Genomic DNA, 26439 nt, shown 5'->3' on the forward strand with positions numbered 1-26439 from the left:
CCAAATGAAATTTCAGTTCTACCGCTTGTTTATCTTTTTACTGCTGTCCTGCGGAATCGTGATCTGGAGCTTTGGTCAGCTCGCCGAGCATTTCGCCCACGACGAATACAACTACCAAATCGACGTCGACGACCTACTGCAAAATTATGATGAGCAACTACCTAAGATAAAGCGCATTCCCGTTGCCTCTCTCTCGCTACCTGAAAATTTGCAATCCTCACTGCAACAGGGGGCGACAATCGCCCTGCGCCATAGCAGTAATGAGCTCTATTATTATCGCCTCGATAAGGATAGCAGCCATATCTTAGTGCTAGGCCCAGTGCAAACACCTGTACCTAAGGAGCGCAATACGAGTTTGATTTTATTGGGCTTATATTCATCACTCTGCTTGGTTGCACTCTGGTGGATCTGGCCGGTATTTCGGGATCTTAACCATTTGCAGCAGGCGGCTATCGAATTTGGCCAAGCCCCGCGTAAACGGCCTCAGGACATCCATAAACATTCGGCAATTTTCCCGCTTGCTAAGGCTTTTAACAGTGTTAGCCACCAAATCGTCGACTTTATCCAGATGCACAAGGAGCTATCCCGCACCATCTCCCACGAGGTACGCACGCCTCTTGCGCGAATGCGCTTTGCACTGGAAATTATTCGGCCACAAATCGATGCTAATTACGCTGACCGCTTAAATGAAGATATCGATGATATTGAACAACTTGCAGCAAATTATCTGTCTTTTGCTCGCCTAGAGCATAAGGAAGAAACCCTCAGCCAAGAATCACAATCCATTGAATTATTTATGGAGAAATTGGCCCACAAATATGCTATCTACCAGCCTAAGTTTAATATTGTGTTTCACTATGAGGCGCAGCAGGCCCACTTCGACCCGATTGCGATGACGATTGCGATTCAAAACCTTGTCCAAAATGCTATGCGTTTCGCCCAGTATGATATCCATGTCCACTTCCATCAGCAACGAGGCATAAATCGGATCAGTGTCGAAGATGATGGTCCGGGATTTGAAGGCAAAGGCAAAAAACTGGTAGCAGCCTTCGAGCGGGATAGCCAGCAGAGCGATACCAGTGGCTATGGTTTAGGCTTGTATATCGTCAAGAAAATCGCCACTTGGCATTATGGCACACTGGAGTTAAGCCGCTCACAGGCCTTAGGCGGCGCCGAAATCAGCATCAGCTGGGACGATGCCTTAACGCCTAAAGCCGAAACTGACGCCGAGTAATTGAGTGCAGAGGTTTAGTCTTTGACTAATAAGGCTAACACTTCGAAATGATCAGAGTGAGGAAAAAGATCGAACAACTGCACCTTAGTTAACCGATAGCCACGGATATGGCCGAGATCTTTGGCTAAAGTTTTAGGATTGCAGCTGGAATACAAAATCGCCTTAGGCGCAAACTCACTTAAGGAATGACACAGGGACTCACCAATCCCGCGGCGCGGTGGATTGACAATAATCAACTCAGGCTTCGTTTGCGCCGCCTCGCCCTTGGCAAAGTCGGTGGAATCGAGCGCCATAAACTCTACTTTATCCAATCCCATCAACTGCGCCGACATCTTAGCGCAGGCAATGGCTTCGGCTTCAATTTCAATCCCTGTCAGAGGGATATCTTTAGCTGCACAGTGCAAACCAAAGCCACCTACCCCACAGAATAAGTCCCAAAGGGAAGCTGGCGCAAAGTCGGCCACCCACTCACGGGCGGTTTGATACAGCTTTGCCGCCACCTGCGGATTGGTTTGAAAAAAGCTCTTGGGACGAATAAACAAAGGCACATCGTTAAAGCGCTCTTCGAGGCGAGTGTTTTCGGTTAGGAAAATCTCCTCTTCACCTTCCAAGATAGCCATATGAATAGGCTGCAAATTGACTGAGACGACTTTGATCTGCGGATATTCCGCCATCAGCGTAGGCAATTCACGCTCAATACGGGCGATAGCGTCCCGCGAGCGCAGCACAAACCGCAGCATGTACTCGCCACGCACTTGGCTGCGCGTCAGTAGGATAAATTTAAGCTCGCCCTTGGCCTTATCGACACGGTAAGGCGGAATGCCCGCCTGCTGTACAAAGCGCTCTAAACGGTGGAGTAAGGCTTGCATATCAGTAGGATACAACAGGCAGTCACATAGGCTCACCGCTTCGCCACTGGGGCTGACAATCCCCAACACGGGGGCATGGGCTGCGCCCAAGACGACCATTTTCGCCTTGTTACGAAAACCGCTGCTGTCACCCACAACCGGTGGTAAAAATTGCGGTTCGGCGTTATCGACAAAAGGCGCTAACAATTGCTGCAATTCTTGGGTTTTGGCCGCCAGTTGCTGCGCCATAGGGAGCTTAATATGGCGACAGGATTGGCATTGGCCTCGTTCAAAATACCCACATTGTACTAATGTACTCACAGCATCGTACCCACAGCAGTGCCCGTCTATCTTATCTATTGAGATGGCGAGTGAAATTTGGATGACAACTGAAGCATAACAAACACATTAAGGCCCCAGTCAAAAAGCGCCACACTTTAGCGTTTTTGCGCCGAAAAATCACCTTGAAGTGCAGCATTGGCCGATAGTCCAGCTCAGATTAACTTAATCTCAGGCTATCTATATCGGCGATGGGAGTGCGTTTTCCGAGTTTTTGTTCAACCCACTCAAGCACTTCGGCCGAGGTGCTCCTAAAAGTGGTGAGCTTTCCGCCGTAGAGACTCAGTAATCTCGGGTGAGAAACTGAGGTTTGCATTAGGGTATCCCTTGGGCGCTCAAAGGCAGAGCTCGCTTGCTTAGGTAATACCCTCACGCCGCAAAAGGTCTGCACTATCTTGGTTTTGAGTTCATCAATCGAGGCCGACAGTGGAAAGTAGTGCCGATAAATGCCTAAGAGATAATTAATTTCAGACTCAGTTACTTGGGGCGGTGAATCTAAGGATGTTAACTCGGTTTCCGTGGTGCCAATTAGCATTTGACCATACCAAGGCATCACAAAAATCACCCGCTTATCGAAGCAAGATTCTAAATATAAGATGCCGTCGGGGGCGGGTAAGTCCAGCAGCAAATGTGCGCCCTGCACCCAATCCAGCTCAACCCCAGCCAGTGGCGGTGACACCTTTGCTATCACCTCATTCACCCAAGGACCGGCGGCATTTATCACCAGCTTAGCGTCAATCTGTTGCACTTCGCCGCGATGGCGAAAACTCAGGTCAATCTGCTCACCCAGGTGATTAAGCTGTAAAAACTCCGCCTCGGCATACACATGGGCGCCCAATGCCTCGGCACTACGGGCCACCGCTTGGGTCAGCAATTTATCGTCGGTTTGCGCGTCCCAATACTGGAACACTGCCTTCAAACCTTGGAGTTTAAGCCCGTTAAAACGATGCCAATGCACGGCGGGAATAGATACAAAGCGGCCAAGCGGATCAAATTCACTGAGTAGCGCGTACAGACTCAAGCCCGCCCGAATCGTCCAAGGGTTACGCTGACTGTCTTGATAGACGGGAATATAAAAAGGCACGGCTTTGACTAAGCTTGGCGCGAAGTCGAGCAAATGGCGCCGCTCCTGCAAGGATTTGCGCACCAAGTTCACTTGCCCGCTTTCAAGATATCGCAACCCACCGTGGATCAACTTGCTGGAATTGGCCGAGGTTTGGCCGCCAATCTCACCTTTTTCGATAAGCAGGGTCGAATACCCCGCAGCAGCCGCGTATTGGGCGATACCGACACCGCTGATCCCACCACCGATAATTGCAATATCGTATGAACTCATATCGGCTTTATCCATCCCGTCGCCTTGATGGTGCGTTTATCCATGTTCCACTCCCTTGCTATCACAGATTGGCTTTCACACTATTCGATACTGGCGTGCAATTGCTTTAAGGCTTTGTCACACATGGATTTAAGCGCCTTAAGATCTTCTATTTCAGCACCGATTTTACAGCGCATCAGATGCGGGATCTCACTCGCCTCAAGCTTTAGCGCCTGCCCGGCACTTGTCAGAGACAATACCCGAACCCTTTCATCTTGGTCGCTGCGTCCACGGCTCACCAATCCCTTCGACTCTAAACGTTTTAACAGAGGCGTCAACGTACCCGAATCGAGGAACAATTTATCCCCTAAGGTCTTCACGCTGATCCCCTGCTCCTGCCACAACACTAGCATGACCAAGTATTGGGGATAGGTTAAATCCAACTTATCGAGCATAGGACGATAGGCGCGCACCATGGCATTGGCTGCGCTGTAAAGAGAGAAACACACCTGATTTTCTAAACATAAGGCATTGTCTGCTTGGGTATTTTCCGCCGTATCCGACGTTTTATCTAAGGATGTTAACTCTGAATTAGGCATAGTCTTACCAAAAAACTTAAATATATTGCGCACAATATACTTGCATTCAGGGTAAAAATCGAACTATAGTTTATCGCAATTAAATTGCGCACAACTTAAATTATCTTTGACACTATGAGGAACGAAATATGAAAACATTATATGAAACTCGAGCTACCGCCAGAGCCGGTCGCCAAGGCCAAGTCAGTACCGATGATGGTTTACTCGATGTTGCGCTTGCCTATCCAAAGGCGATGGGCGGAAGTGGATTGGCAACCAACCCTGAGCAACTGTTTGCAGCGGGTTATGCGGCCTGTTTCTCTAATGCGGTTTTACACGTCGCCAAAATCGGCAAAGTGGCCATTACTGAAGCGCCAGTCAGCGCAGTAGTTGGCATTGGTGCCAATGATGCGGGAGGCTTCGCCTTAACCGTCGCCCTAGAGGTGAATCTTGACCTTCCCCAAGCCGAGGCCGAAGCCTTAGTACGTCATGCCCATCAAGTTTGTCCATACTCCAACGCCACACGCAATAATATCGATGTAAAACTGAGTGTTAATGGCGTGGCGTTAAACTAAGCCCAAAAGACAACAGTCACTATCGTCTAAAAAGCACCTCAGGGTGCTTTTTAGTTATCTGCCGCGAATCGCCCTTCCCATAAACCTGCCTAACTTCCCAAAAAACAGCTAATCGCGAGTTAACTAACATTTCTTAATGCTCAATTTAATCAAGGGGATTGAATTCAGTAGAGTAGTAGTCAGAGAACCGTTTAAATACCTATAACCCCACGATTGTGGAGGCGCCATGACTAAATACTTAACCAAATTCGCTCTGCTATGCTCCCTTGCTCTGGCAATGCTGAGCACACCAAGCTGGGCCGAAGAAACCCATAACCCGGACCAAACTTGGCATTATGTGAACGCCCAAGGTGAGCTGAAGATCAAGCTCTACTTCTTTTGGTCGAAAACCTGCCCGCACTGCGCCGAGGCCCATCCTTTTATCGACTCACTGCCGCAGAAATACCCTTGGATAGAACTCGAATCCCATATGGTTTCGGCCCCTGGCGTGCAGGATATTTGGCAAAATATCGCCTCCAAAACCACGACAGAGGCTCGCTCTGTGCCTTATATGGCCAGCTGCGAGAAAGCCATTGTCGGTTATTCCAGCGAGGCGGTGACCGGTGAGTTTTTAGTGAATCGCTTGAAGAACTGTTATTTATCCCTTGGCGGCCAGCTGAGTGAAGCGGATATGCCAACCACAGGAACAACGGCTGCAGCGCCGACCAATAGTGAGCCCCTGTTTGGCACCTGTGGAACCGACTCTGGCGAAGGCACCTGTGATGCCACCAGCCTTGCGAGTAACGATCAAGCCGAAGTGCAGCCCGTTGAATTACCACTTGTGGGTGTAGTCACGCCCGAGACCATGTCACTTCCCTTGCTAACTTTAGTGCTGGCGGGCGTCGATGCCTTTAACCCCTGCGCCTTCTTCGTGCTGCTGTTTTTATTGTCGATTATGGTTAACGCTAAGAGCCGCAGCCGTATGCTGTTAGTCGGCGGCATCTTCGTGTTCTTCTCAGGCTTTATTTACTTCCTGTTTATGACAGCCTGGCTAAACATCTTCCAATTGTTAGGCGCGGGCAGCGATGGCGGGATGATCATTTTAGCCGCAGGGATCTTAGCCTTGATCGCAGGCACGATAAACGTGAAGGATTACTTCTTCACAAAAGGCGACGTCACCCTGTCAATGTCGGCGGAAAACCGCACTAGCCTTATCAAACGTATGGGCAAGCTGTCGAACTCCAGCAGCTTAGGCGCGCTGATTGTCGGCTCAACCGTGCTGGCCATTTTAGCCAACGCCTACGAGCTACTCTGTACTGCGGGCTTCCCGATGATTTATACCAGTGTGCTATCCATGCATAACCTGCCGGACATCGAGCGCTATATGTATTTGGTTTTATACAATATCGTCTATGTGATCCCACTGGCAATTATTGTGATTGTGTTTAGTGCGACCTTAGGTAAACGCAAACTAACCGAAAAAGAAGGTCAAGCACTCAAGCTGATGTCCGGTGTGATGATGTTTGGTATGGGTGTCGCGCTAGTGTTAGATCCCACGGCGCTGCAGAGTGTAGGGCTGGCGCTGGGATTAATTCTAGGCTCATTGGGCTTGACTGCCATCATAGTACTCAGTCGCAAGTTGCTCACGGCAAAAGCGAATAAAACGGCATAAGCATTAGCTGGGTTTTGGATTGGCAAACTCGGGATAAAGGACTAAAGTAAAACCTGAGCTTGCCGATACAAAGACTCAGCTTTCAATTGAGGTTAGTTATGTCTATTTCACTGAACACCCAAGCTATCACGCCTAACTTAGAAAATGGTGCCGTTGGCGTTAAAGTGGCGCAGTTAGCCAAAGAGCAGCAAAAGGCGGAAGGTCAAATTGCCGTTGATTTAATTAACGCAGCCGCACCTCAACCCGTGGGAAATACCGGCCACAATATCAACACGACGGCCTAATCCGCTCGCAATAGCACCCGCAAGAGATTGATAAAAAAGCGCCCCGAAGTTCGGGGCGCTTTTTTGTTTAAGACATTTGAATGAAGTTTTGCCATTTAAGCGGGCTAACCTGAGACTCTACCCGACTCAGCCCTAAGAAAAGGCATTACCATTGACATGCATAATGGTGAATGTCCACACCACAAACGCGAGTGGAATATGCACTAAGGCATAGAAACATTGATCCAGCCGACTCATTCCCTTGGCCAGCCAAATCAAATTCAGATGCAGGCCAATCACCACGGGAAACAACATAAATAACGGATACAAGGCAAAAGGGCTGGCATCGGCTAATAGGCTGTGACTCAACAGCGCCCAAGCCACCATCAGCGCCGTGGTTAAAGGTGGCGTGGCAACACGATACTGCTCTGGATACGGGAACATCCTGGCCTCTTACGCTTCTTCAATACTGATATGGTCAGCCGCCCAGCGATGGGGTGACGTCTAGGGTTTTCGAGCGATCAGCTGCGCCTTGGCACTTTCAGTACCTGCAGCATCGCTTAACCGACCTTCAAAGTAATGCAAAGGTTGCCAGTTAGCAAATACGGATTGCAGTTCGTTCTCTGAGAGTAAAAAATCAGGGTTGCGAGGTCGACCAATTTGCGCCTGTTGCCAAGTAAAGGTCTCATACACAATCAGCCCACCGGGCTTTAGGCTCGCAGCGACTTGTGGAAACAGTGGTCGATGTAAGTAATTAAAGACTAATACAATATCAAAAGACTCTTGGGGTAACGGAGGCGCGCTGCCGTCTTCTAAATTCCACTGCCATTGATGTGCTTTGTCGTGAGTCAGCTTGGCTAAGGCACTCAAATCCTGGTCGATAAAGGTCACTTCACAACCTTGGGAGAGAAACCATAGACCATTTCGGCCCGAACCACAGGCTAAATCCAATACTTTAAGCCCAGTAAGCTCAGGCCATGGAAACTGGGTAATTAAGCTTGAGGCGTTGCTGAGTGTGGCGTGTGTCATCCCTTTATCTCTTTTTTAGTGTCTATCTGTTTGCGATGCACAATCGAATAGTGCCTTAGCCCCGATGGGCCATGGGATACTATCACAGATAAAAATAACACTAAGATAAACAGTTCTGGCTTGTAGTTGGCAAGCGGCACAAACAGGCAAAGCAGCCCTAATTTCCCGAGGGTTAACACCCCCTTGAGCTGAATTAACCAACGCCAATCTCGAATAATTTCCCACAACATCAATATGCTGCCAGTAATCATCGCCAGATACCAATAATTGAGCCATAGGGATTTCTCAACGGAAAGTAATATTCCGCCGCCCGCTCCAGCAATCCCCAATATATGTAAAGCTCTTAGGGTTGTTTTACTCAGCCGCTGTACCCAAAAACGTTTTTCAGACATCTGCTGCCTTGCCATAGATTTAACCCCTTAGCACCACTCAAGTAACATTTTGGAAAAAATATATTATATTTTCTCAAAAAACACTGGTGAGATTTGATTATTTACTGAATACTCACAGGATAAATATTCGAATATTTACACTAAATAATCAAACCGAAAATAAACATATAAATTAGCACGTTAAAATAAATCACCCGTACAACGCATTATTTTCCCACAATAATTCAGCAATGATAATTTAGCCCATCAAAATATGTTAACTCACGCAAGTTATACCGTATTCACTGAGTGATTAACTTCAATTTCGTTAATATTTTCAGCCATATTGCACATTTCAATTATGTAATTTTCACTGTAACAATCGTTATGTGACCTAAGCACGCATATACCTCTTTAGATAGTGGTAACTTTGTTCATGGAGAATACTCTAAAAGCGCGTGAGCTACGTAAAATATAAATATCACGCCATGATGAATAACCCTTATTAAGTAGATGAAATGTACGGCGGAGGAACGATTATGTTCACAAGAAAGATTCAAAAAACAGCACTAGCCATGCTGATCTCTGGTGCAATGGCAGGCACAGCCTATGCCGCGCCAGAAGTACTAGCCGATTTTCACGGTGAAATGGGCGGCTGCGATAGCTGCCACGTATCAGACAAAGGTGGCGTGACCAACGACAACCTGACCCATGAAAATGCCCAATGCGTTAGCTGCCACGGTGATTTAAAAGAACTGGCTGCAGCAGCGCCAAAAGATAAAGTTTCTCCGCACAAATCTCACTTAATAGGTGAAATCGCTTGTACTAGCTGCCACAAAGGCCACGAAAAATCAGTCACTTACTGTGATGCTTGCCACAGCTTCGGCTTCGACATGCCATTTGGCGGCAAGTGGGAACGTAAGTTTGTACCTGTTGATGCAGACAAAGCGGCTCAAGATAAAGCCATCGCCGCTGGCATAAAAGAAACCACAGATGTCGTGGTTATCGGTTCAGGTGGTGCAGGTCTTGCTGCCGCCGTTTCAGCCCGTGATGCTGGCGCAAAAGTAATTTTGTTAGAAAAAGAACCTATTCCAGGTGGTAACACTAAACTGGCTGCCGGCGGTATGAACGCTGCAGAAACTAAGCCACAGGCTAAGTTAGGTATCGAAGATAAGAAACAAATCATGATCGACGACACCATGAAAGGTGGCCGTAACATCAACGATCCTGAATTAGTGAAAGTTCTAGCCAACAACTCTTCAGACTCTATCGATTGGTTAACCTCTATGGGTGCCGACATGACTGACGTGGGTCGCATGGGTGGCGCAAGCGTTAACCGTAGTCACCGTCCAACCGGTGGTGCGGGTGTGGGTGCACACGTTGCACAAGTGCTGTGGGACAACGCCGTTAAACGTGGTACTGATATTCGTTTAAACAGCCGTGTTGTTCGCATCCTTGAAGATGCAAGCGGTAAAGTGACCGGCGTTTTAGTGAAAGGTGAATACACTGGCTACTATGTGATCAAAGCCGATGCAGTCGTCATTGCTGCCGGTGGTTTTGCGAAAAATAACGACCGCGTCGCTAAGTACGATCCTAAGTTAAAAGGCTTTAAAGCGACTAACCACCCAGGTGCAACCGGTGACGGCTTAGACGTTGCGCTGCAAGCGGGCGCCGCAACTCGTGACTTAGAATACATCCAAGCTCACCCAACTTACTCACCAGCTGGTGGTGTGATGATCACCGAAGCGGTACGTGGTAACGGTGCTATCGTGGTTAACCGTGACGGTAACCGCTTTATGAACGAAATCACTACCCGTGATAAAGCGTCTGCTGCGATTCTGCAACAGAAAGGCGAAAGCGCTTACCTCGTATTCGATGACTCTATCCGTAAGAGCTTAAAAGCCATCGAAGGCTATGTTCACTTGAACATCGTTAAAGAAGGTAAAACCATCGAAGATTTAGCAAAACAGCTCGATGTGCCCGCCGCTGAACTAGCGAAAACCGTCACTTCTTACAACGGTTTTGTGAAATCAGGTAAAGACACTCAATTCGAACGTCCAAACCTGCCACGTGAAATCGCGACTGCGCCTTTCTATGCCTTAGAAATCGCGCCAGCGGTTCACCACACTATGGGTGGTATCGTTATCGATACTCAAGCCGAAGTGAAGAGCGATAAAACCGGTAAACCTATCGAAGGTTTATACGCTGCGGGTGAAGTGACTGGTGGTGTTCACGGTGCTAACCGTTTAGGTGGTAACGCCATCTCTGATATCGTGACCTACGGCCGTATCGCGGGTGCATCTGCCGCGAAATACGCGAAAGATCACTAATATCAAACGTTTTTAGGTTAAGGGACTAACCTAAGGCTCACATAGCACGACCATGAGAGCCCAGCTTGAATCTTCAAGCTTATCAGTACAAGCGAGCCGTCAGGGGCTCGCTTTTTTTATGATTTTTTGTGCAATTGATGACAAAGCTCACTCTTTTTGCGGGGTAAATTCAACACCAGAGGACAAATGTCGCCGAGTCACATACACTCAGTGCCAGTAACAATATAACCTTTAGGTGATTGAAATGAGAATTGGATTTTTTAGCGCAAAACACTACGACATGCAGCATTTTAACCGTACAAATGCCGCATTTGGTGCGCAAATTGAGTATTTCGATTATCGCCTCTGCATGCAAACCGTTAAGCTTGCCGAAGGTTTTGAGGTGGTGTGCGCCTTTGTAAACGATTCCCTCTGTGAAGAAGTATTGGTCGAGCTTGCCAAAGGTGGCACTAAAATCATTGCCATGCGCTGCGCGGGTTTTAACAATGTCGACTTAGTCGCCGCCAAACGCTTAGGCATGCAAGTGGTCAATGTGCCCGCCTATTCGCCCGAATCTGTAGCCGAGCACACAGTCGCCTTGATGCTGACCCTAAACCGCAAAATCCATAAGGCCTACCAACGCACCCGTGATGCGAACTTCTCCCTCGAAGGCTTAGTCGGGTTTAACATGTTTGGCAAAACCGTTGGCGTAATAGGCACAGGTAAGATTGGGGTCGCCACGATTAAGGTCTTGCTCGGTTTTGGCTGTAAAGTCATAGCCTTTGACCCCTACCCAAATCCTGCGGTAGAAGCGCTCAATGTGGAATATCAGGATCTGGACACCATTTACGCCAATAGCGATATTATCAGCCTGCATTGCCCATTAACCGCCGATAACCACCATCTGCTGAATAAAGACAGCTTTGCCAAGATGAAACCCGGCGTCATGGTGATCAACACCAGCCGCGGCGGCCTGCTCAATGCCTTCGATGCGATGGAAGCCTTAAAGCTCGGCCAGATAGGCTCCTTAGGGCTTGATGTGTATGAAAACGAAAAAGAATTGTTTTTCGAAGACAAGTCGAACCAAATCATTCAGGACGATGTGTTCCGTCGTTTATCCGCCTGCCATAACGTGATTTTTACCGGTCACCAAGCCTTCCTCACCGAAGAAGCGCTGGGCGCGATTGCCCACACAACCCTGAGCAACGTCAAAGCCCTACTCGCGGGCGAGCGCTCTGGTAACGAACTGTTTTAACTGACAGAACCATACCTGACTGCTAAAGTGAGGCTTCAACATTGAAGCCTCACAGAGGAAACTAAATATGTTAGTAACTCAGCAAACTCAGGATATCAACACGCCCACAGGGCCGATGCGCACTTATGTCTATCGCCCAGATGCCCCAGGGCAATTCCCCTGCATCCTCTTCTATTCTGAGATTTTTCAGCAAACCGCGCCCATCGCCCGCACCGCGACTATCCTCGCTGGCCATGGTTTTGTGGTGTTAGTGCCAGAAGTCTTCCATGAGCTTAATCCGATAGGCACAGTGCTGGCCTACGACGATGTGGGTAAAGATAAAGGCAATGCCGATAAATTTGCCAAGCCCTTAGAGCAGCACGACAGCGACACCCAAGCCCTTATCGATTTTGCCCGTCAGCAGAGTTATTGCACCGGTAAGGTTGGCTGTATGGGCGTGTGTATTGGCGGCCACTTAGCCTACCGCGCCGCACTCAATCCCGAGATTTTGGGGGCGTTTTGCCTCTATCCGACCGACATTCACTCCAATACCCTGCCCTGTGCCTATGGCAATGACTCACTGAGTCGCAGCGGCGATATTCAAGGGGAATTAGTGTTAGTGTTTGGCAAGCAAGATCCCCATGTATCGCCCGAAGGTCGGGTATTGATCCACCAACAATTGATGGCTAAAAACCGCAATTTCAGTTGGTTAGAGGTTAATGCTCAGCATGCCTTTATGCGTGATGAGGGTGAACGCTACGATCCCGCGCTGGCGCTGCAAATGTATCAACAATCCGTGGCGTTTTTTCAACGTGTATTGAGATGAGATAAAACGAAAGAAAAAAGCCAACTCATTAATCAATCGTAATTAATGGGTTGGCTTAGCCAAATGCTTAGCTCTGAGAGCTAAAGCCTCTAAATCTTTACACCTCAGGGCTTATCTGCCCTTGTAAACGGCTTTGGCTATAGGCCACCAGCTCTTGGTTGCTCACGCGGGCAATAAAAGTCTCGTCGAGAAAGAAGTCCACATCATCCCCCGATTTACGGCCCGACAATAACTGAGAGCTGCCATCTTCGTAGGCTAAGGTCATGGTCACAGTGTGCTCATCGGGATAGGCAATTTGCGCCTGAGTCAGTTTAACGGGCGCCGATTTCAGCTCATCACTCACATGGGGATTTACCTTAAAAATCGCGTCCACAGGCATATCAACGACCGCAGGGGATTTATCGGTGATCGGGTTCTTACCCGTCCAAAACTCAATCGTGTTAACAATAAACAAATCGCCCGTTGCAGCCAGACCATACACAGGACTTAATAGAATAAATAAGCCAGCACGACCATAACGGTTATCCACCGCGCTTAAATTGCCCTTAGTCACCATTTGGCTCAGACCCATTTGTCCCATACAACCGGTTAATTGTGTGGTTAACAGCGCGCCAATCGTCACGGCTAAGAGTTTAGATTTCATTCGATTCGTTCCCTTGGTAAAAACAAAAACACGAATTCTAAGGATTAGACAGGGCTAAACCGTGCGACGGGGCACAAACCTAGGTAAACAAAAGGGAGTGAATGTAAGCAAGTACGCTGATTTTGTTATGGAAAAAGCTTCAAGCGAGTAAAGCTCACGGGAAGATAATAAATCTCATCAGTTCATGACGCGCCGACAACAGTTTGCTAATAAATGTACTGCTGCGGCGCACATAAAGGAGAATAGTTACTCGAGGTCGAGTTTCTTTTTGCCATCCAGCAATGCTTGGCGCTCGGCAAGCGGCGCCTGATCGGCCAGCTTCAACACGGCTTTTTGTAGCATCAAATTGTTGGGATAAGTGATGGTATCGCCATTGTCCCTAAGGATAAGCACATGAAACAGCGCGATTTCAATAATCACGCCACTGATATCTTCATCCTTATCCACCACCCGAATACGTTCACCAATTCGATACGGGAACACAAAGAAAATCAGCACACCGGCGGTTAAATTACTCAGTATCGACCACTGAGCGACTAAGGCGACGCCCATCACCGCAAATGCGGAGGAGACAAACAGCGACACGTCCTGATAACCCAAGCCAAGGGATACCGCCATCAAAGACAAAGTGATAAAAAACATCACATAGGAAATAAACCGAGTGACAAGACTGGTACGGGCGGCACTCACCTGCTTCATCAATGAGAGTTTTTTCACCCATTGAGTTAAGGCACGCTGCAAAAAGAGAAACACCGCAAGATAAATACAGGCAAGCAGGATTTGATTTGTCATAATAGCCACTTAAAAAACGAAACCAGCTGAATTCTAACTTTTTTGCACCAGCAGTTATAGAGTCCCAAATCAGCCCAACGCAAATAGAGTAATAAGTACTATGGCCGACGCCACTTTGCTACACGAAACCCAAGATGCCCTAGGGCCGATCCGCGTGCTCGACTATGGTGATACCCGCGTGCTGTCCTTTGGCGACAACGATGAGCAGAGCAAAATTCTTAAAACCGCCCCGCACATCCCACAACATACCTATGTGCAAGGCATGCTACTGGTGTTGTTATTTTGCCAACCGAAAAGCGCCATCGTTCTCGGCCTTGGCGGCGGCGCCCTCATTCATGCCCTGCGCCGCTTCGATGCCGCAATTAAACTTACCGCAGTTGAGCTTCGCCCGGCGGTGATTGAACTTGCCAAACGTTACTTTCAATTACCGATTGGCAAAAAGCTTAATCTCATCAACGAAGATGCCGTCGCCTTTATGGCATCGGCCGAGCATAAAAAGGTCGATGTGATTTTTGCCGATATCTACAGCGCTAAAGGGGTCGACACTGGGCAACTCTCGCCTACTTTTCTTCAGCAGTGCACACAACTGATTAAACCCAACGGTTATTTAGTGCTGAACTGCTGGAAGGAACACAGCCAAAATCGCGAGTTGCTCGCCGATCTGCAGCACCATTTTGCCCACGTGCATGCCTGCCTCACCAGCGGGGGCAACTGGGTGATTTTTGCCAGCCAAACACCACAATCTTTGGGCGCGTCGGCGCTGAAAAGTCAGGCGCAATCCCTGTCACAACAACTGGATTTTGCCCTTGAACGTTCACTGACTCGCTTTGGCCCTTGGATTTAAGATTAATCTCAGTCAAATGGCTTAAATTAGTTAACCCTAAGACTCAGCTTTGCTATGCTTCTCACTCCCTATTGATATGAGCTGTCACCATGAAAAATAAGAATAAATTTTTGTTAAGCGTTATGGCGCTGGCGTGCCTTAACTCTCTCAATGCTAACGCCGAAACCTTTAGTTTTGACACTCGTAACTCACTCAATTCCGACACATTAGTGCTGTTCCAAAGTGCTGATTCGATAACCTATAGTCTCGATTTTTTACCCCAATCGACTCAAGACCAACTCAACCTTGCGGTCGCCGACAACAGTTTTGCGGGTAAACGCGGTGAAATCTTAGAAATCCTTGTCCCTAGCGAAATCGACGCTAAGCGGGTGTTATTGGTTGGGATTGGCGATGCTAAGACCTTAACACCGGGTGAAATCAACACGTTAGGTGGCAATATTGCCGCCAAGCTTGAAACCGTGCCTCAAGCCACAGTGCGTGTGCTGACCCAAGGCTTGAGTAACGCGCCGCTGTTTGGCTCAGAACTGGCCCACGGCATTGAGCTGCGCAGTTACCGCTACACTCAATTTAAAGCCAGCAATCGCGCCGAGAAGAACTATCAAATCGGGGTTGATGACTTAAGCCAAAACCAAAAACACCATAAGAATCTACAAGCTATCGAAGCGGGTGTGTTTTTAGCGCGGGATCTCACCAATGCGCCAGCGGGGATCATGTATCCCGAAAGCTTTGCGAACGAGGCGCGTAAACTTAAATCCCTCGGTGTAAAAGTCACAGTACTCGAAGCCAAAGACATTGAACGTTTAAACCTCGGCGCCTTAGCCGCGGTGGGTAAAGGCAGCGAGCGCCCACCTAAGTTGGTCGTCGCCCACTGGCCCGGTAGCAAAGAAGCGCCTATAGCTCTGGTTGGTAAAGGCATTACCTTCGACTCTGGCGGCTACAATATCAAGGCCACAGGCACCTCTATCGCGCGAATGAAGTCCGATATGGCGGGCGCTGCAACCGTGCTCGGCACAGTCAAGGCCATGGCCATTCAAAAGGCACCAGTAAACCTAGTCGCGATTATGCCGATGGCGGAAAACATGGTGTCGGGACATGCAATGATCCCTGGCGATGTGATTAAAACCGCCCAAGGCCTCACGGTTGAAGTGCTCAACACCGACGCCGAAGGCCGTTTAGTGTTAGCCGACGGTCTCTGGTATGCCCGTGAGAATTACCGCCCTTCAATTATCGTCGATGTGGCGACCCTCACAGGCTCGAAAGTGGGCGCGCTGGGTAGCGTTTATGCAGGATTATTTACCGATTCTGAGCCGCTGGTGCAACAACTCACCTTTGCGGGTCAACAGGTGGGTGAAAAAGTCTGGCGCTTGCCGTTAGATCAAGCCTACGACGATGAGCTGAAATCCACCATCGCCGATTTAAAGAATACCGGTAAAGAAGGCAGCGCGGGAGCATCGTCTGCCGCTATGTTCCTCAAACGCTTTGCGGGTGAGCAACCTTGGGCTCACCTCGATATCGCTGGCAATGCATTAACTGCCACCGATACCGCCGTGGTGCCTGCAGGCGCCACAGGTTATGGCGTGCGCCTGCTCAGCACTTGGTTAACTCAGCCTAAGGCGCAAAACTAACGCGATATTGTGACGCTCAAACCGAGTCTATAGCTGGTTTGAATGCTAGATTAAGGGATATCGTCGATATCCCTTTTTTATTGCCCTGCTCTTTTACCACTTCATTAAAGTAAACAATCAATTAGCCGCCAACACGCGCCAGTACTGCAAAATCGATTAATCCTGCCTCTCAAACCTGCTTAATTCGACAAAATCGATTAGAATGATAGTTTTTATGCGTTATATTTATCATTCTGGGCTGGGTAATATGCTTCACATCAACGGGGCACAAGTTAAGTGACTCGTACTTAATTCACCATAATCAACTAAATGGAAGCATAAAATGACTCAGTCAATTATCAACAGCACCATCAAACCATTCAAAGCCACTGCTTACCACAATGGTGAGTTCGTTCCTGTAACTGAACAAGATCTGTTAGGTAAATGGTCAGTTGTATTCTTCTATCCAGCAGACTTCACTTTCGTTTGCCCAACTGAATTAGGCGACATGGCGGATCACTACGCTAAGTTACAATCTATGGGCGTTGAAGTTTACTCAGTTTCTACTGACACTCACTTCACTCACAAAGCATGGCACGATACTTCTGACACCATCAAGAAGATCAACTTCCCAATGCTGGCTGACCCTACTGGCGTGATCAGCCGTAACTTCGGTGTGATGATCGAAGAAGAAGGTTTAGCACTGCGTGGTACTTTCGTTATCAACCCAGAAGGTCAAGTGAAAGTTGCTGAAATCCATGACCTAGGTATCGGCCGTAGCGCGTCTGAACTGGTTCGTAAGATCCAAGCCGCTCAGTACGTTGCAACTCATGATGGCGAAGTTTGCCCAGCTAAATGGCAACCAGGTGACGAAACCTTAGCACCATCTTTAGACCTAGTAGGCAAAATCTAATCTAGCCTAACAAGAGTCAACCCCGCCAACCTAGTATCTCAAGCTAGTTGGCAGCGCAGTAAGACGGCAATTGCACGAATCCCCATGAGCTTAGTATCTAAGCGATTGGGGTGAGTAAATGCAGCCAACGCTACTGCGGTGCCAAATAGGAAGAGAGAACCGCCCCCTGCAAGGTTCTAGGTTGGCCCCCTCGCGTTTTCAATTATTTCATTTTCAAGGATTTTGGAGTCATCATGTTAGATGCGAATTTAAAAAATCAACTGCAAACCTATCTGCAAAACCTCAAGAGACCAGTTGAACTTGTCGTGTCAGCAGATGAAAGCAAGAAGTCTCAAGAATTAAAAAGCTTAGCCAATGACATCGTTAGCCTTTCCTCTTTAGTGAGCATCAAAGAAGCTCAAGGCTCTCGTACGCCAGCGATGACAGTGGTTAACACCGATCTCAATACTCAGATTAGCTTTGCTGGTCTGCCTATGGGTCACGAATTTACATCACTCGTGTTAGCCCTGCTGCACACGGGTGGACACCCAATCAAACTCAGCGATGATGTCATTGAACAGATCCGTAATCTGCCTGGCAAATATGAGTTTGAAACCTATGTGTCACTCACCTGCCAAAACTGCCCTGATGTGATTCAGGCGCTGAATATGATGGCCGCGATCAACCCGAACATCACCAACGTGATGATCGACGGCGCCCTGTTTCAGGATGAAGTGGCCAGCCGCAACATCATGGCCGTACCGTCTGTGTACTTAAACGGTGAAGTATTTGCCGCGGGTCGAATCAGCATTGGTGAGATCTTAAATAAACTCGATACTGGCGCTGCCAGCCGTAAAGCTGAAGAACTCAGCCAAAAAGCTCCATACGAAGTCTTAGTCGTCGGTGGTGGCCCTGCTGGCGCTGCAGCTGCGATTTACGCTGCCCGTAAAGGTCTTCGCACTGGTGTGGTTGCCGATAAATTCGGTGGCCAAGTTGCCGAAACTGTAGGTATCGAAAACTTTATTTCGGTAAAAGCGACTGAAGGTCCAAAACTGGTGGCTAACCTTGAAGCCCACGTTCGTGACTACGAAGTCGACATCATGGATAACCAGAAAGCCGTTAAACTGGCGAGCGATGGCTTGTTCGAACTCGAACTGGCAAGCGGTGCTAAACTGCGCAGCCGTACCATACTACTGGCAACGGGTGCCCGCTGGCGCGAAATGAATGTCCCCGGTGAGAAAGAATACCGTGGTAAGGGCGTAGCCTACTGCCCACACTGTGACGGCCCATTATTTAAAGGCAAACGTGTTGCAGTGATCGGTGGAGGTAACTCAGGTATCGAAGCGGCAATCGACTTAGCGAACATAGTTGAGCACGTCACAGTACTCGAATTTGATAGCAAACTGCGCGCCGATGACGTACTGCAACGTAAAGCGGCCTCTATGGGTAATATCCATATCATTACTCAAGCGATGACCACTGAAGTGACTGGTGACGGTACCCGTGTTAACGGCCTGAACTACACCGACCGTGCGACCGGTGAAAACCACCATATCGCGCTGGCTGGTATCTTCGTACAAATCGGTTTAGTGCCCAATGCTGAATGGTTAAAAGGCACTGTGGATTTGACTCCTCGCGGCGAAATCATCGTTGATGAGCGCGGCCAAACCTCTATTCCAGGTGTATTTGCCGCAGGTGACGTGACTAACTCACCTTACAAGCAAATCATTATCGCCATGGGTAGCGGCGCGAATGCTTCATTGGGTGCGTTTGATTACTTAATTCGCCATAGCGATGACAGTACCGAGACCACAGAAACTAAAGCGGCCTAATCGTTAACGATTATTCCCCTCACGAAAAAGCCAGCTGATGCTGGCTTTTTGTTTTAGTGTTAACAATCCTGTTCTACAGGTAAGTATTCTCAAGCCTAATTTGCATTAAGGTTTCTGGTGTATCGACCGCTTTGAAACCAAACTGGGCGTAGAGTCCGTGGGCATCGCGGGTGGCGAGCATTATGCGCCTTAATCCTTGCAGATCAGGATGCTCCATAATTGCTGCCATCATCATCTTACTTAACCCCAAGCCGCGGTGAGATTCGAGGACAAACACATCGGCAAGGTAGGCAAAGGTGGCTTTATCGGTAATCAGTCGCGCAAAGGCAAGCTGTTGATTATCCACATCAAACACCCCAAAACATAAACTGTTGCAAAGCGCCTTTCGCAAGAGTTCTGGCGGCATGCCCTGCGCCCAATAACTGTTGGCAATAAAACCATGGATAACATCAAAATCCATTTCCGTTTGCGCTGTACTGACCCGGTATTCCATCACTTGCCTCGATTTAGCTGTTATTGACGCTTACCAATAACATGAAAGCCATGGCAAATAACACTAATTTAGCTAACGAATACAAGGCGCCCGCCAGAGTGCCACCACCATGGTTGGTAAATGCCAAGTGGCGATTGATTTCATATTTGAATAAATGGGCGAGATGACGATAAGCCAAGAAGTAAAGCAGCGAAGCGGCAGGCCAAATACCAATAATCAGCATTTGGCCCTGTTCCTTGGTCGTCAAAAGCGCCGACAGAAAGGGAATACTCAAACATGTCGCGTATATCCACGCAAAGCGCTTGAGTAACTGACGAATTTTTTTATCCGATAACGGCTTCAACTGAACTCCTTTTCACCTTTCTTCCACGCAATAACGGACTACATTGGCTCGATTTGCTCGACCATCAACTGCAGGGTGAAATTACCGCGATATTCGTTCACATCCAGCTTATAGACGATGCGCGCATGCTGAATTGTCGCATCAGGCCAGGTGTGTAAATCCACGTTAAAGGCAATCGCGTCCAACATCACTGTGCTACATGGGGTTTCAAGCACTAATTTAAGGTGGCGCTCCCCCACAATCCGCTGCTGGATAATCTTAAAATAGCCATCGAATAATGGCTCCTCGAAGGACTGACCCCAAGGCCCCGCATTACGGAGTAACTGGGCGATTTCGAGGGTAAGTTCAGTAGGCGTTAATTCGCCATCGGACCAAAGCTCACCTGTGAGCTGCTCAGGCTTTAATAGTTCACGCACCGCATCATCATAGGCTTTGGCAAAGGTTGCAAAGCCGCCTGACTTTAAGGTTAAGCCTGCTGCCATTGCATGGCCGCCAAATTTGCTGATAAGCCCAGGATGGCGAGAGTTCACCAACTCCAGCAGATCGCGCATATGCAAACCTTTGATGGAGCGCGCCGAGCCTTTAATTTCGCCATTACCCGCGTCGGCAAAGGCGATAACGGGTCTGTGGTATTTATCTTTAATCCGCGAGGCAAGAATACCGATAACCCCTTGGTGCCAATCCTCTTGAAAGAGGGCTATGCCCCACGGAAGTTGCTCTTCATTAAGCTTTAGATATTCAAGACTTTTAAGCGCCTCTTGCTGCATCCCCACCTCAAGTTCACGTCGCTCTTGGTTGAGGCTATCGAGTTCTGCCGCCATCCGCCTTGCATACATGATGTCTTCGCACAGCAGGGTTTCAACCCCAAGCGCCATTTCATCCAGTCTGCCGGCGGCATTAAGCCTAGGCCCTACCGCAAAGCCAAAGTCCGAGGCGACAATCCTAGCGGGATTACGTTTCGCCACTTCGAGTAGAGCGGTAATACCCACGCGGCAACGGCCGCTGCGCACCCGCGCCAATCCCGCTTCAACCAAAATACGATTGTTAGCATCGAGCGACACCACATCGGCCACAGTGCCAAGGGCAACAATATCCAGCAGAGTGCCAAGATTTGGCTCGGCAATGCCGCGGGCTTGATACCAATGACGAGCGCGCAGCTCTGCCCGAAGCGCCGTCATCAGATAAAAGGCAACCCCGACGCCGGCAATCGATTTACTGGCAAACTGGCAACCGGGCTGGTTGGGATTCACTATGGCGTCAGCATCTGGTAACTCATGGCCGGGTAAGTGATGGTCGGTGATCACCACCTGCATGCCAAAGGCCTTGGCGGCGGCTACGCCCTCAATCGAGGAGATGCCGTTATCCACTGTGATAAGCAATTCTGCCTGTTTGGATGCCGCCACGGCGACAATCTCAGGGCTTAGGCCATAACCGTAGTCGAAACGGTTGGGGATCAGATAATCGACCTTGCTCGCCCCCATCATCCGTAGTGCTAACAAACACACACTGGTCGAAGTGGCGCCGTCGGCATCAAAATCGCCGACGATCAGTATCGACTTCTCCTGCTGCATCGCATCGGCAATCAACTTAGCGGCCTGCTCCAAGCCCTTCATAGTATCGGGTCTTAACAGGCCTTTAAGTACTAGCTCGCACTCGTTGGGCATAACACCACGGCGGGCATAAAGCTGTCTTAATAACGGCGGAAGGTGAGCGGGTAAATGGCTATCATCAACGGTTGGACGACGGACTATCTTATGGTTCAAGGGAGCAAACTCTTAAGCAATCATGGGGCTAAGATAACAAAAAGGTGAGCCTTAAGCTCACCTTTAATGGGATAAATTTATCCGAAACGGGATTATTTGCGCGCTTCTAAGGTACGCAGTAAATCCGCAGGTGGTTGATATCCTGGGATCATGCTGCCATCTTCCAATACGATTGCAGGCGTGCCGTTAACACCAAAGCTGGTGCCTAACTCATACTGCTCAGCAATTTTGGCATCACAGGTCGCGGCAGACACTTTTTGGCCCGCCTTGGCTTCTGTCATGGCTTTTAATGGATCCTTAGCACACCAGATGGCTTGCATTTCATCGGCATTGGCAGATGGTACGCCAGCACGTGGGAAGGCTAAGTAACGCACGGTAATGCCCATCTTGTTGTAGTCGGCCATTTGGCTATGCAACTTGCGGCAATAGCCACAGCTTACATCGGTAAATACCGTCACTACGTGTTTTTCATCCTTGGCCTTATATACCAACATATGATCTTCAAGCGGCTTCATCATCTCTAAACGCGGGCCAGCAAGTGCAGCTTCAGTCAGGTTTTTCATCCCCTTATCGAGATCGTACAAATTACCGTGGAACAGTTTTGTGCCATCACGGCTGATATAGAGCACACCACGATTGGTCATGGCTTGGTATAAACCTTCAATCGGCGAGTCCTGCATTGAAATCACTTCAACGTCTAACATCTCGCTGAGTTTTTGCTTAATCGCAGCGGTGTCGGGAGTGGTCGCCGTAGCGGCGCTGGCCAGAGGCGCTACAACAAGCGCGGTAACTAAAGATAATGCTCGGGTCAACTTCATGGGACTTCCTATTAAGTAAATCGCTACTGCGAAATATGGGTCTGCTTATTAGACCTTGTATGGGGGCAAAAAGTTACAGACAAGCCAGATAGAATGCAAATTTATACTGTAACTAAATTCGACCATCCACGGTTTTGTGAAGGATCTAACTTAACCTCGAGGATGATGTTGTTGATGCAACTCTTGTAATCTCGCTCGAGCCACATGGGTATAAATTTGAGTGGTCGATAAGTCACTGTGGCCTAAGAGTAATTGTACCACCCTCAGGTCGGCGCCATGGTTAAGTAAGTGGGTGGCAAAGGCATGTCGCAGGGTATGGGGCGAAAGCTCAGTTTCGATGCCAGCACGGCTCGCATAGAGCTTAATTCGATGCCAAAAGGTTTGCCTTGTCATCATCTGTGCCCGCTTCGAAGGGAATACCACATCGGACTGGATATTGCCCAAGAGTTCGTGCCGTGCAAAGCTTAAGTAACGCTCGACCTCGGTAATGGCCAGCTCGCCCATGGGCACTAAACGCTCTTTACCGCCCTTACCCACAATCCGCACTAAACCTTGGCGCAAACTCATCTGCTCCATGGTGAGTCCCACCAGCTCACTCACCCGTAATCCAGTGGCGTATAAGAGTTCGAGCATGGCTTTGTCACGGCACTCAACGGGGTCGTCCACATTGGGCTCGGCCAGCAATCTATCGACCTGAGACTCACTTAAGGAATCGGGCAACTGCCGACTCAATTTAGGCGATTCAATTAACGCCATAGGATCGCCTGCAATCTGTTTGGTCTGCAGTAAGTAGGTGTAAAAACGCCGTAAACTGCTCAGCAAACGTGCACTACTGGTGCGGGCAAATTGTTGCTCGACGCGGTAGGCTAAATAAGCACGCACATCGGCTTGCCCCACCTCGATTAACCGCAGGCCTTGGCCCTGTTGGTAGCGGTCAAAATGGCGTAAATCGGTGCGATAGGCACTCAAGGTGTTATCACTTAAGCCCTTGCTGGACCAAAGATCATCGAGAAAGGCATCGATAAGCGGATCGCACTGATAGGTTTTAGCCACAAAAACTCCATAAAAAAACGGCGCACTCTAAAGGTACGCCGTTGATATTAACTCAATTGTTCTGCTTCTGGCAGCGCCTTGTTTATGCCGCGCTAACTGTTTTCGCGCCGCTACCACGAATGATTAAACAGAGCACAATCACCACTAGTGTTGGTAATAACCACGCCATGCCCTCTTCATACAGCGGTAGGATAGACAGCGTTGGAGACATACCACTGACGAGATCGATAAAGCTTTGCGCCGCTTCAGTCACGCCTTTACCGTCTTCACCAGTGAGACTTTTCGCCGCGACTTTCATCCCATCGAAAATACCAAACAGCAAGGCTACCGACAGTGCCGCGCGATGGGCAAACTGCGGACGCGGGAAGTATTCGGTCAAGAAGGTCACCGCCACTAAGGCAATCGCCACAGGGTAAACTGCCATCAACACCGGAATACTGATAGTAATTAACTGCGACAGACCAACGTTTGCGATCAAAGCACAGATGGCGCTCAGTAGAACCACTAAGAAACGGTAAGACAGCTTTGGCATCAGCTCATTGAAAAATTCTGAGCAGGCACTCACTAAACCGACCGCTGTGGTTAAACAGGCTAGAGTCACGACAGTAGACAGCAATACAGTACCTAAACTGCCAAACTCACGAGTCACATAGTTAGTTAAAATCTCGCCACCGTTTTTCGCGCCCACGGCAATATCACCCGCCGTCGCACCTAAAAAGAACAGTGACACATACACAAAGGCCAAACCTGCCGCCGCGATAAAGGCTGCGCGGATCAAGTATTTAGTCTGCGCGCTAGGCTGGTCAATCCCCTTTTTACGCAGCAGATCGATAATCAACATACCGAACATCAAAGACGCTAGGGTATCCATGGTGTTATAGCCTTCGAGGATACCTTTGGTCAGCGGATGGTTTTGGTAGTCACCCACGGCCACGCCTACATCGCCTGCGGGTAAAAACACCACAGACAGGGCTAAACCGACCAGTAATAACAACAGGATAGGAGTTAATACTTTACCGACGCTGTCGAGTAATTTACCGGGGAACAATGCCAGCAGCATAGTCACAGTGAAGAAGCACAGGGTGTAGATAAGTTGCGACAAATTAAGCGACAAACTGCCAAGCATAATGGTCGCCGTAGTGTTGTCGATAAAGGGCTTAGCACCGATTTCATAGGCCACAAGACCGGTACGCGGCGCCGCAAACGCTGGTCCAATAATGATATAAATTGCGATAGCCAAAGCGGTTGCCGCAAACACTGGCAGCATTGCCATAACCTTACCTTGAGCCTTAGCAACAGCAATGAGCCCGACTAAAGGTAAACCTACGGCAGTGATGAGAAAGCCTAACATGGCAAGGGGCATATTCTCCCCGGCCAACATACCCGCAAAGGGTGGAAAAATTAAGTTACCCGCCCCCAAAAAAAACGCGAAGGTCATAAAACCTAAGCCCAATGTATCCCCGATACTCATCTGATTGTCTTGCACGGAAAGCCCCATCTTGTCTTATTGTTTTTAATAAACTTAAGTGATTATGTGTCGATTAGCCATAGCTAAAACAAAGCCCATTCGGAGTGTAAATCTATGTTTACACAATTCCGTGGTAAATATGTGCGATATCTGCTGAGTTTATAAACAAAAATGAACTAAAAATTGGCTTCACTGCCGATTTATTCACCTAAAAACCCGTTCACCTATCCGTTAATCATAAAATTGATTAAAAATGGGGGCGAAACTAATAACAGAATTCAAAAACCAATACAACAATCAAGGTTGTTTTTAAGAAAAAAACCACCTCAATGCTAATTAACTGCTAACAATGCGTTACCAAGGTAATAAATTAAACCGTTAATTAAGTGAACTTCGCCTCAAAACAGCATAAAAAACACAAAAACCAGATCTAAATGGAAGAATAGACTTATTTCACTAAACCATAAAAATCTTAGCTAAAGCGCGAACGGCCCTTTAAAATAGCGGCAATCTTAAATCGCCCCCCATTAATTCACTCGATAGTCTGATATCCAATGGCATTTACCTTTAAACAATTCCACATTGACGATCTTAATTGCGGCATGCCCGTCAGCACCGACGGCGTGATATTAGGTGCATGGGCTCCGCTGTCGCAGGCCAAGCACATTCTCGATATTGGTGCGGGAAGTGGATTATTGAGTTTAATGGCGGCGCAGCGTAGCCAAGGGCAAATCACCGCTGTCGAGTTGGAAGAAAAAGCCGCCGCGGCGTGCCAATACAATATGACGCAAAGTCCGTGGGCAGATAGATGTAAGCTCATTCATGGCGATATTCAGCACGTTTGCCAACAAGCTGAGTATCAAGAATATTTCGACCATATCATCTGCAACCCGCCCTACTTCGAACATGGCCCCAAGGCAAATGAGCAACACAGGGCGATGGCGCGCCACACTGATACCTTAGGCTTTACGCCCTTACTCGAGGCGATAAGTCAGTGCCTGTCGCATGAAGGCCACGCCAGCCTGATCCTCCCCATCCAAAGTCTGACGCGCTTTAAAGCTTGCCTGCATCAGACTCAACTTTATCTTGTAAAGGAAGTGAGGGTAAAAAGCGTGGAGAATAAGGCCGCCAATCGCGTCTTGCTGCTGTTGGCTAGGACTCTGTTGACTCAAAGTCAGGATGAACCCTGTCAGCGCACAGAGCTCACCCTACGTGGGGAAGATGGCCGCTATACCGAGCAAACGATTGAAATAACGAAAGATTTTTATCTAAAACTTTAATTGGTGTGAGAGATAAGGCTCGCATCAAGAGCCTTATCTTTT

General features: G+C 48.5%; 26 protein-coding genes. 12 read left to right on the top strand and 14 right to left on the bottom strand.

Translation table 11 applies throughout. The features are described from left to right. Nucleotides 1-4: 4 nt before the first annotated feature. Nucleotides 5-1234, top strand: a complete 1230-nt coding sequence (locus tag K0H59_RS16730) for an ATP-binding protein (protein ID WP_220053760.1) — start codon at nucleotides 5-7, stop codon at nucleotides 1232-1234. A 14-nt stretch (nucleotides 1235-1248) separates the two neighbouring features. Here the strand turns inward: K0H59_RS16730 and rlmC are convergent, their stop codons facing one another. The 3 genes from rlmC to ohrR all read right to left on the bottom strand — a co-directional run bounded on the left by rlmC (nucleotide 1249) and on the right by ohrR (nucleotide 4335). Next, nucleotides 1249-2403 (bottom strand): 23S rRNA (uracil(747)-C(5))-methyltransferase RlmC, encoded by a 1155-nt coding sequence (gene rlmC, locus K0H59_RS16735; protein ID WP_220053761.1) that lies wholly within the window; start codon nucleotides 2401-2403, stop codon nucleotides 1249-1251. Nucleotides 2404-2581: 178 nt separating this feature from the next. Then, a complete protein-coding gene (locus K0H59_RS16740; protein WP_220055623.1) occupies nucleotides 2582-3757 on the bottom strand; it encodes a glycerol-3-phosphate dehydrogenase/oxidase in 1176 nt (391 codons plus the stop codon). A gap of 80 nt (nucleotides 3758-3837) precedes the next feature. Then, nucleotides 3838-4335 (bottom strand): hydroperoxide resistance transcriptional regulator OhrR, encoded by a 498-nt coding sequence (gene ohrR / locus K0H59_RS16745; protein ID WP_088210287.1) that lies wholly within the window; start codon nucleotides 4333-4335, stop codon nucleotides 3838-3840. A gap of 128 nt (nucleotides 4336-4463) precedes the next feature. Here ohrR and K0H59_RS16750 point away from each other — a divergent pair, with 128 nt between their 5' ends. From K0H59_RS16750 to K0H59_RS16760, 3 genes are all read left to right on the top strand, one after another. Continuing rightward, nucleotides 4464-4889 (top strand): organic hydroperoxide resistance protein, encoded by a 426-nt coding sequence (locus K0H59_RS16750; protein ID WP_220053762.1) that lies wholly within the window; start codon nucleotides 4464-4466, stop codon nucleotides 4887-4889. Nucleotides 4890-5115: 226 nt separating this feature from the next. Next, nucleotides 5116-6540: a cytochrome C biosynthesis protein gene (locus K0H59_RS16755; protein ID WP_220053763.1), complete on the top strand. Its 1425-nt coding sequence runs from the start codon at nucleotides 5116-5118 to the stop codon at nucleotides 6538-6540. Nucleotides 6541-6638: 98 nt separating this feature from the next. Beyond that, nucleotides 6639-6824, top strand: a complete 186-nt coding sequence (locus K0H59_RS16760; protein WP_011718119.1) for a hypothetical protein — start codon at nucleotides 6639-6641, stop codon at nucleotides 6822-6824. 132 nt (nucleotides 6825-6956) lie between these two features. Here K0H59_RS16760 and K0H59_RS16765 read toward each other — a convergent pair whose 3' ends face one another. The 3 genes from K0H59_RS16765 to K0H59_RS16775 are packed head-to-tail and all read right to left on the bottom strand — an operon-like array spanning nucleotide 6957 to nucleotide 8239. Beyond that, the gene (locus K0H59_RS16765; RefSeq protein WP_220053764.1) at nucleotides 6957-7247 is read right to left on the bottom strand and encodes a hypothetical protein; all 291 of its coding nucleotides are present in this window, start codon (nucleotides 7245-7247) and stop codon (nucleotides 6957-6959) included. 60 nt (nucleotides 7248-7307) lie between these two features. Further along, nucleotides 7308-7832, bottom strand: coding sequence for a bifunctional 2-polyprenyl-6-hydroxyphenol methylase/3-demethylubiquinol 3-O-methyltransferase UbiG (locus K0H59_RS16770; RefSeq protein ID WP_220053765.1), 525 nt, complete (start codon nucleotides 7830-7832; stop codon nucleotides 7308-7310). After that, nucleotides 7829-8239, bottom strand: coding sequence for a hypothetical protein (locus tag K0H59_RS16775; protein ID WP_011718121.1), 411 nt, complete (start codon nucleotides 8237-8239; stop codon nucleotides 7829-7831). Before K0H59_RS16775 ends, K0H59_RS16770 begins: the two co-directional genes overlap by 4 nt. A gap of 503 nt (nucleotides 8240-8742) precedes the next feature. Between K0H59_RS16775 and fccA the strand changes: the two genes are divergently transcribed. The 3 genes from fccA (at nucleotide 8743) to K0H59_RS16790 (ending at nucleotide 12572) form a co-directional block, all read left to right on the top strand. Beyond that, complete coding sequence (gene fccA / locus K0H59_RS16780; protein WP_220053766.1) at nucleotides 8743-10533, top strand: fumarate reductase flavoprotein subunit FccA; 1791 nt, start codon at nucleotides 8743-8745, stop codon at nucleotides 10531-10533. Between the two features lie 244 nt (nucleotides 10534-10777). Continuing rightward, nucleotides 10778-11767 carry a lactate dehydrogenase LdhA gene (ldhA, locus tag K0H59_RS16785; RefSeq protein ID WP_220053767.1) on the top strand — a complete coding sequence of 330 codons (990 nt, stop codon included), beginning with the start codon at nucleotides 10778-10780 and terminating at the stop codon, nucleotides 11765-11767. Between the two features lie 67 nt (nucleotides 11768-11834). Further along, the gene (locus K0H59_RS16790; protein ID WP_220053768.1) at nucleotides 11835-12572 is read left to right on the top strand and encodes a dienelactone hydrolase family protein; all 738 of its coding nucleotides are present in this window, start codon (nucleotides 11835-11837) and stop codon (nucleotides 12570-12572) included. Nucleotides 12573-12669: 97 nt separating this feature from the next. Here K0H59_RS16790 and K0H59_RS16795 read toward each other — a convergent pair whose 3' ends face one another. Further along, nucleotides 12670-13215: a DUF3332 domain-containing protein gene (locus K0H59_RS16795; RefSeq protein WP_220053769.1), complete on the bottom strand. Its 546-nt coding sequence runs from the start codon at nucleotides 13213-13215 to the stop codon at nucleotides 12670-12672. A 246-nt stretch (nucleotides 13216-13461) separates the two neighbouring features. Continuing rightward, nucleotides 13462-14007: a mechanosensitive ion channel family protein gene (locus K0H59_RS16800; protein ID WP_011718125.1), complete on the bottom strand. Its 546-nt coding sequence runs from the start codon at nucleotides 14005-14007 to the stop codon at nucleotides 13462-13464. 100 nt (nucleotides 14008-14107) lie between these two features. Between K0H59_RS16800 and K0H59_RS16805 the strand changes: the two genes are divergently transcribed. The 4 genes from K0H59_RS16805 (at nucleotide 14108) to ahpF (ending at nucleotide 19179) form a co-directional block, all read left to right on the top strand. Continuing rightward, nucleotides 14108-14851 carry a spermidine synthase gene (locus K0H59_RS16805; RefSeq protein ID WP_220053770.1) on the top strand — a complete coding sequence of 248 codons (744 nt, stop codon included), beginning with the start codon at nucleotides 14108-14110 and terminating at the stop codon, nucleotides 14849-14851. A gap of 89 nt (nucleotides 14852-14940) precedes the next feature. After that, complete coding sequence (locus tag K0H59_RS16810) at nucleotides 14941-16476, top strand: leucyl aminopeptidase (protein WP_220053771.1); 1536 nt, start codon at nucleotides 14941-14943, stop codon at nucleotides 16474-16476. 322 nt (nucleotides 16477-16798) lie between these two features. After that, nucleotides 16799-17368 (top strand): alkyl hydroperoxide reductase subunit C, encoded by a 570-nt coding sequence (gene ahpC / locus K0H59_RS16815; protein ID WP_011718128.1) that lies wholly within the window; start codon nucleotides 16799-16801, stop codon nucleotides 17366-17368. 233 nt (nucleotides 17369-17601) lie between these two features. Then, nucleotides 17602-19179: an alkyl hydroperoxide reductase subunit F gene (gene ahpF, locus K0H59_RS16820; protein ID WP_220053772.1), complete on the top strand. Its 1578-nt coding sequence runs from the start codon at nucleotides 17602-17604 to the stop codon at nucleotides 19177-19179. A 73-nt stretch (nucleotides 19180-19252) separates the two neighbouring features. Here ahpF and K0H59_RS16825 read toward each other — a convergent pair whose 3' ends face one another. From K0H59_RS16825 to brnQ, 6 genes are all read right to left on the bottom strand, one after another. Then, the gene (locus K0H59_RS16825; RefSeq protein WP_220053773.1) at nucleotides 19253-19672 is read right to left on the bottom strand and encodes a GNAT family N-acetyltransferase; all 420 of its coding nucleotides are present in this window, start codon (nucleotides 19670-19672) and stop codon (nucleotides 19253-19255) included. A 13-nt stretch (nucleotides 19673-19685) separates the two neighbouring features. Continuing rightward, entirely contained in the window at nucleotides 19686-20015 is a 330-nt protein-coding gene (locus tag K0H59_RS16830; RefSeq protein ID WP_220053774.1) for a hypothetical protein, read from the bottom strand. Between the two features lie 38 nt (nucleotides 20016-20053). Further along, nucleotides 20054-21778, bottom strand: a complete 1725-nt coding sequence (recJ, locus tag K0H59_RS16835) for a single-stranded-DNA-specific exonuclease RecJ (RefSeq protein ID WP_220053775.1) — start codon at nucleotides 21776-21778, stop codon at nucleotides 20054-20056. A 92-nt stretch (nucleotides 21779-21870) separates the two neighbouring features. Next, nucleotides 21871-22596: a bifunctional protein-disulfide isomerase/oxidoreductase DsbC gene (gene dsbC, locus K0H59_RS16840; protein ID WP_220053776.1), complete on the bottom strand. Its 726-nt coding sequence runs from the start codon at nucleotides 22594-22596 to the stop codon at nucleotides 21871-21873. A gap of 150 nt (nucleotides 22597-22746) precedes the next feature. Then, nucleotides 22747-23649: a site-specific tyrosine recombinase XerD gene (gene xerD, locus K0H59_RS16845; RefSeq protein WP_220053777.1), complete on the bottom strand. Its 903-nt coding sequence runs from the start codon at nucleotides 23647-23649 to the stop codon at nucleotides 22747-22749. A gap of 82 nt (nucleotides 23650-23731) precedes the next feature. Then, nucleotides 23732-25147 (bottom strand): branched-chain amino acid transport system II carrier protein, encoded by a 1416-nt coding sequence (gene brnQ, locus K0H59_RS16850; protein ID WP_176399838.1) that lies wholly within the window; start codon nucleotides 25145-25147, stop codon nucleotides 23732-23734. 524 nt (nucleotides 25148-25671) lie between these two features. Here brnQ and K0H59_RS16855 point away from each other — a divergent pair. Next, entirely contained in the window at nucleotides 25672-26397 is a 726-nt protein-coding gene (locus K0H59_RS16855) for a tRNA1(Val) (adenine(37)-N6)-methyltransferase (protein WP_220053778.1), read from the top strand. Nucleotides 26398-26439: the final 42 nt, after the last annotated feature.

The sequence above is a fragment of the Shewanella sp. FJAT-51649 genome (assembly GCF_019457435.1).
In the GTDB taxonomy this organism is placed as follows: domain Bacteria; phylum Pseudomonadota; class Gammaproteobacteria; order Enterobacterales; family Shewanellaceae; genus Shewanella; species Shewanella mangrovisoli.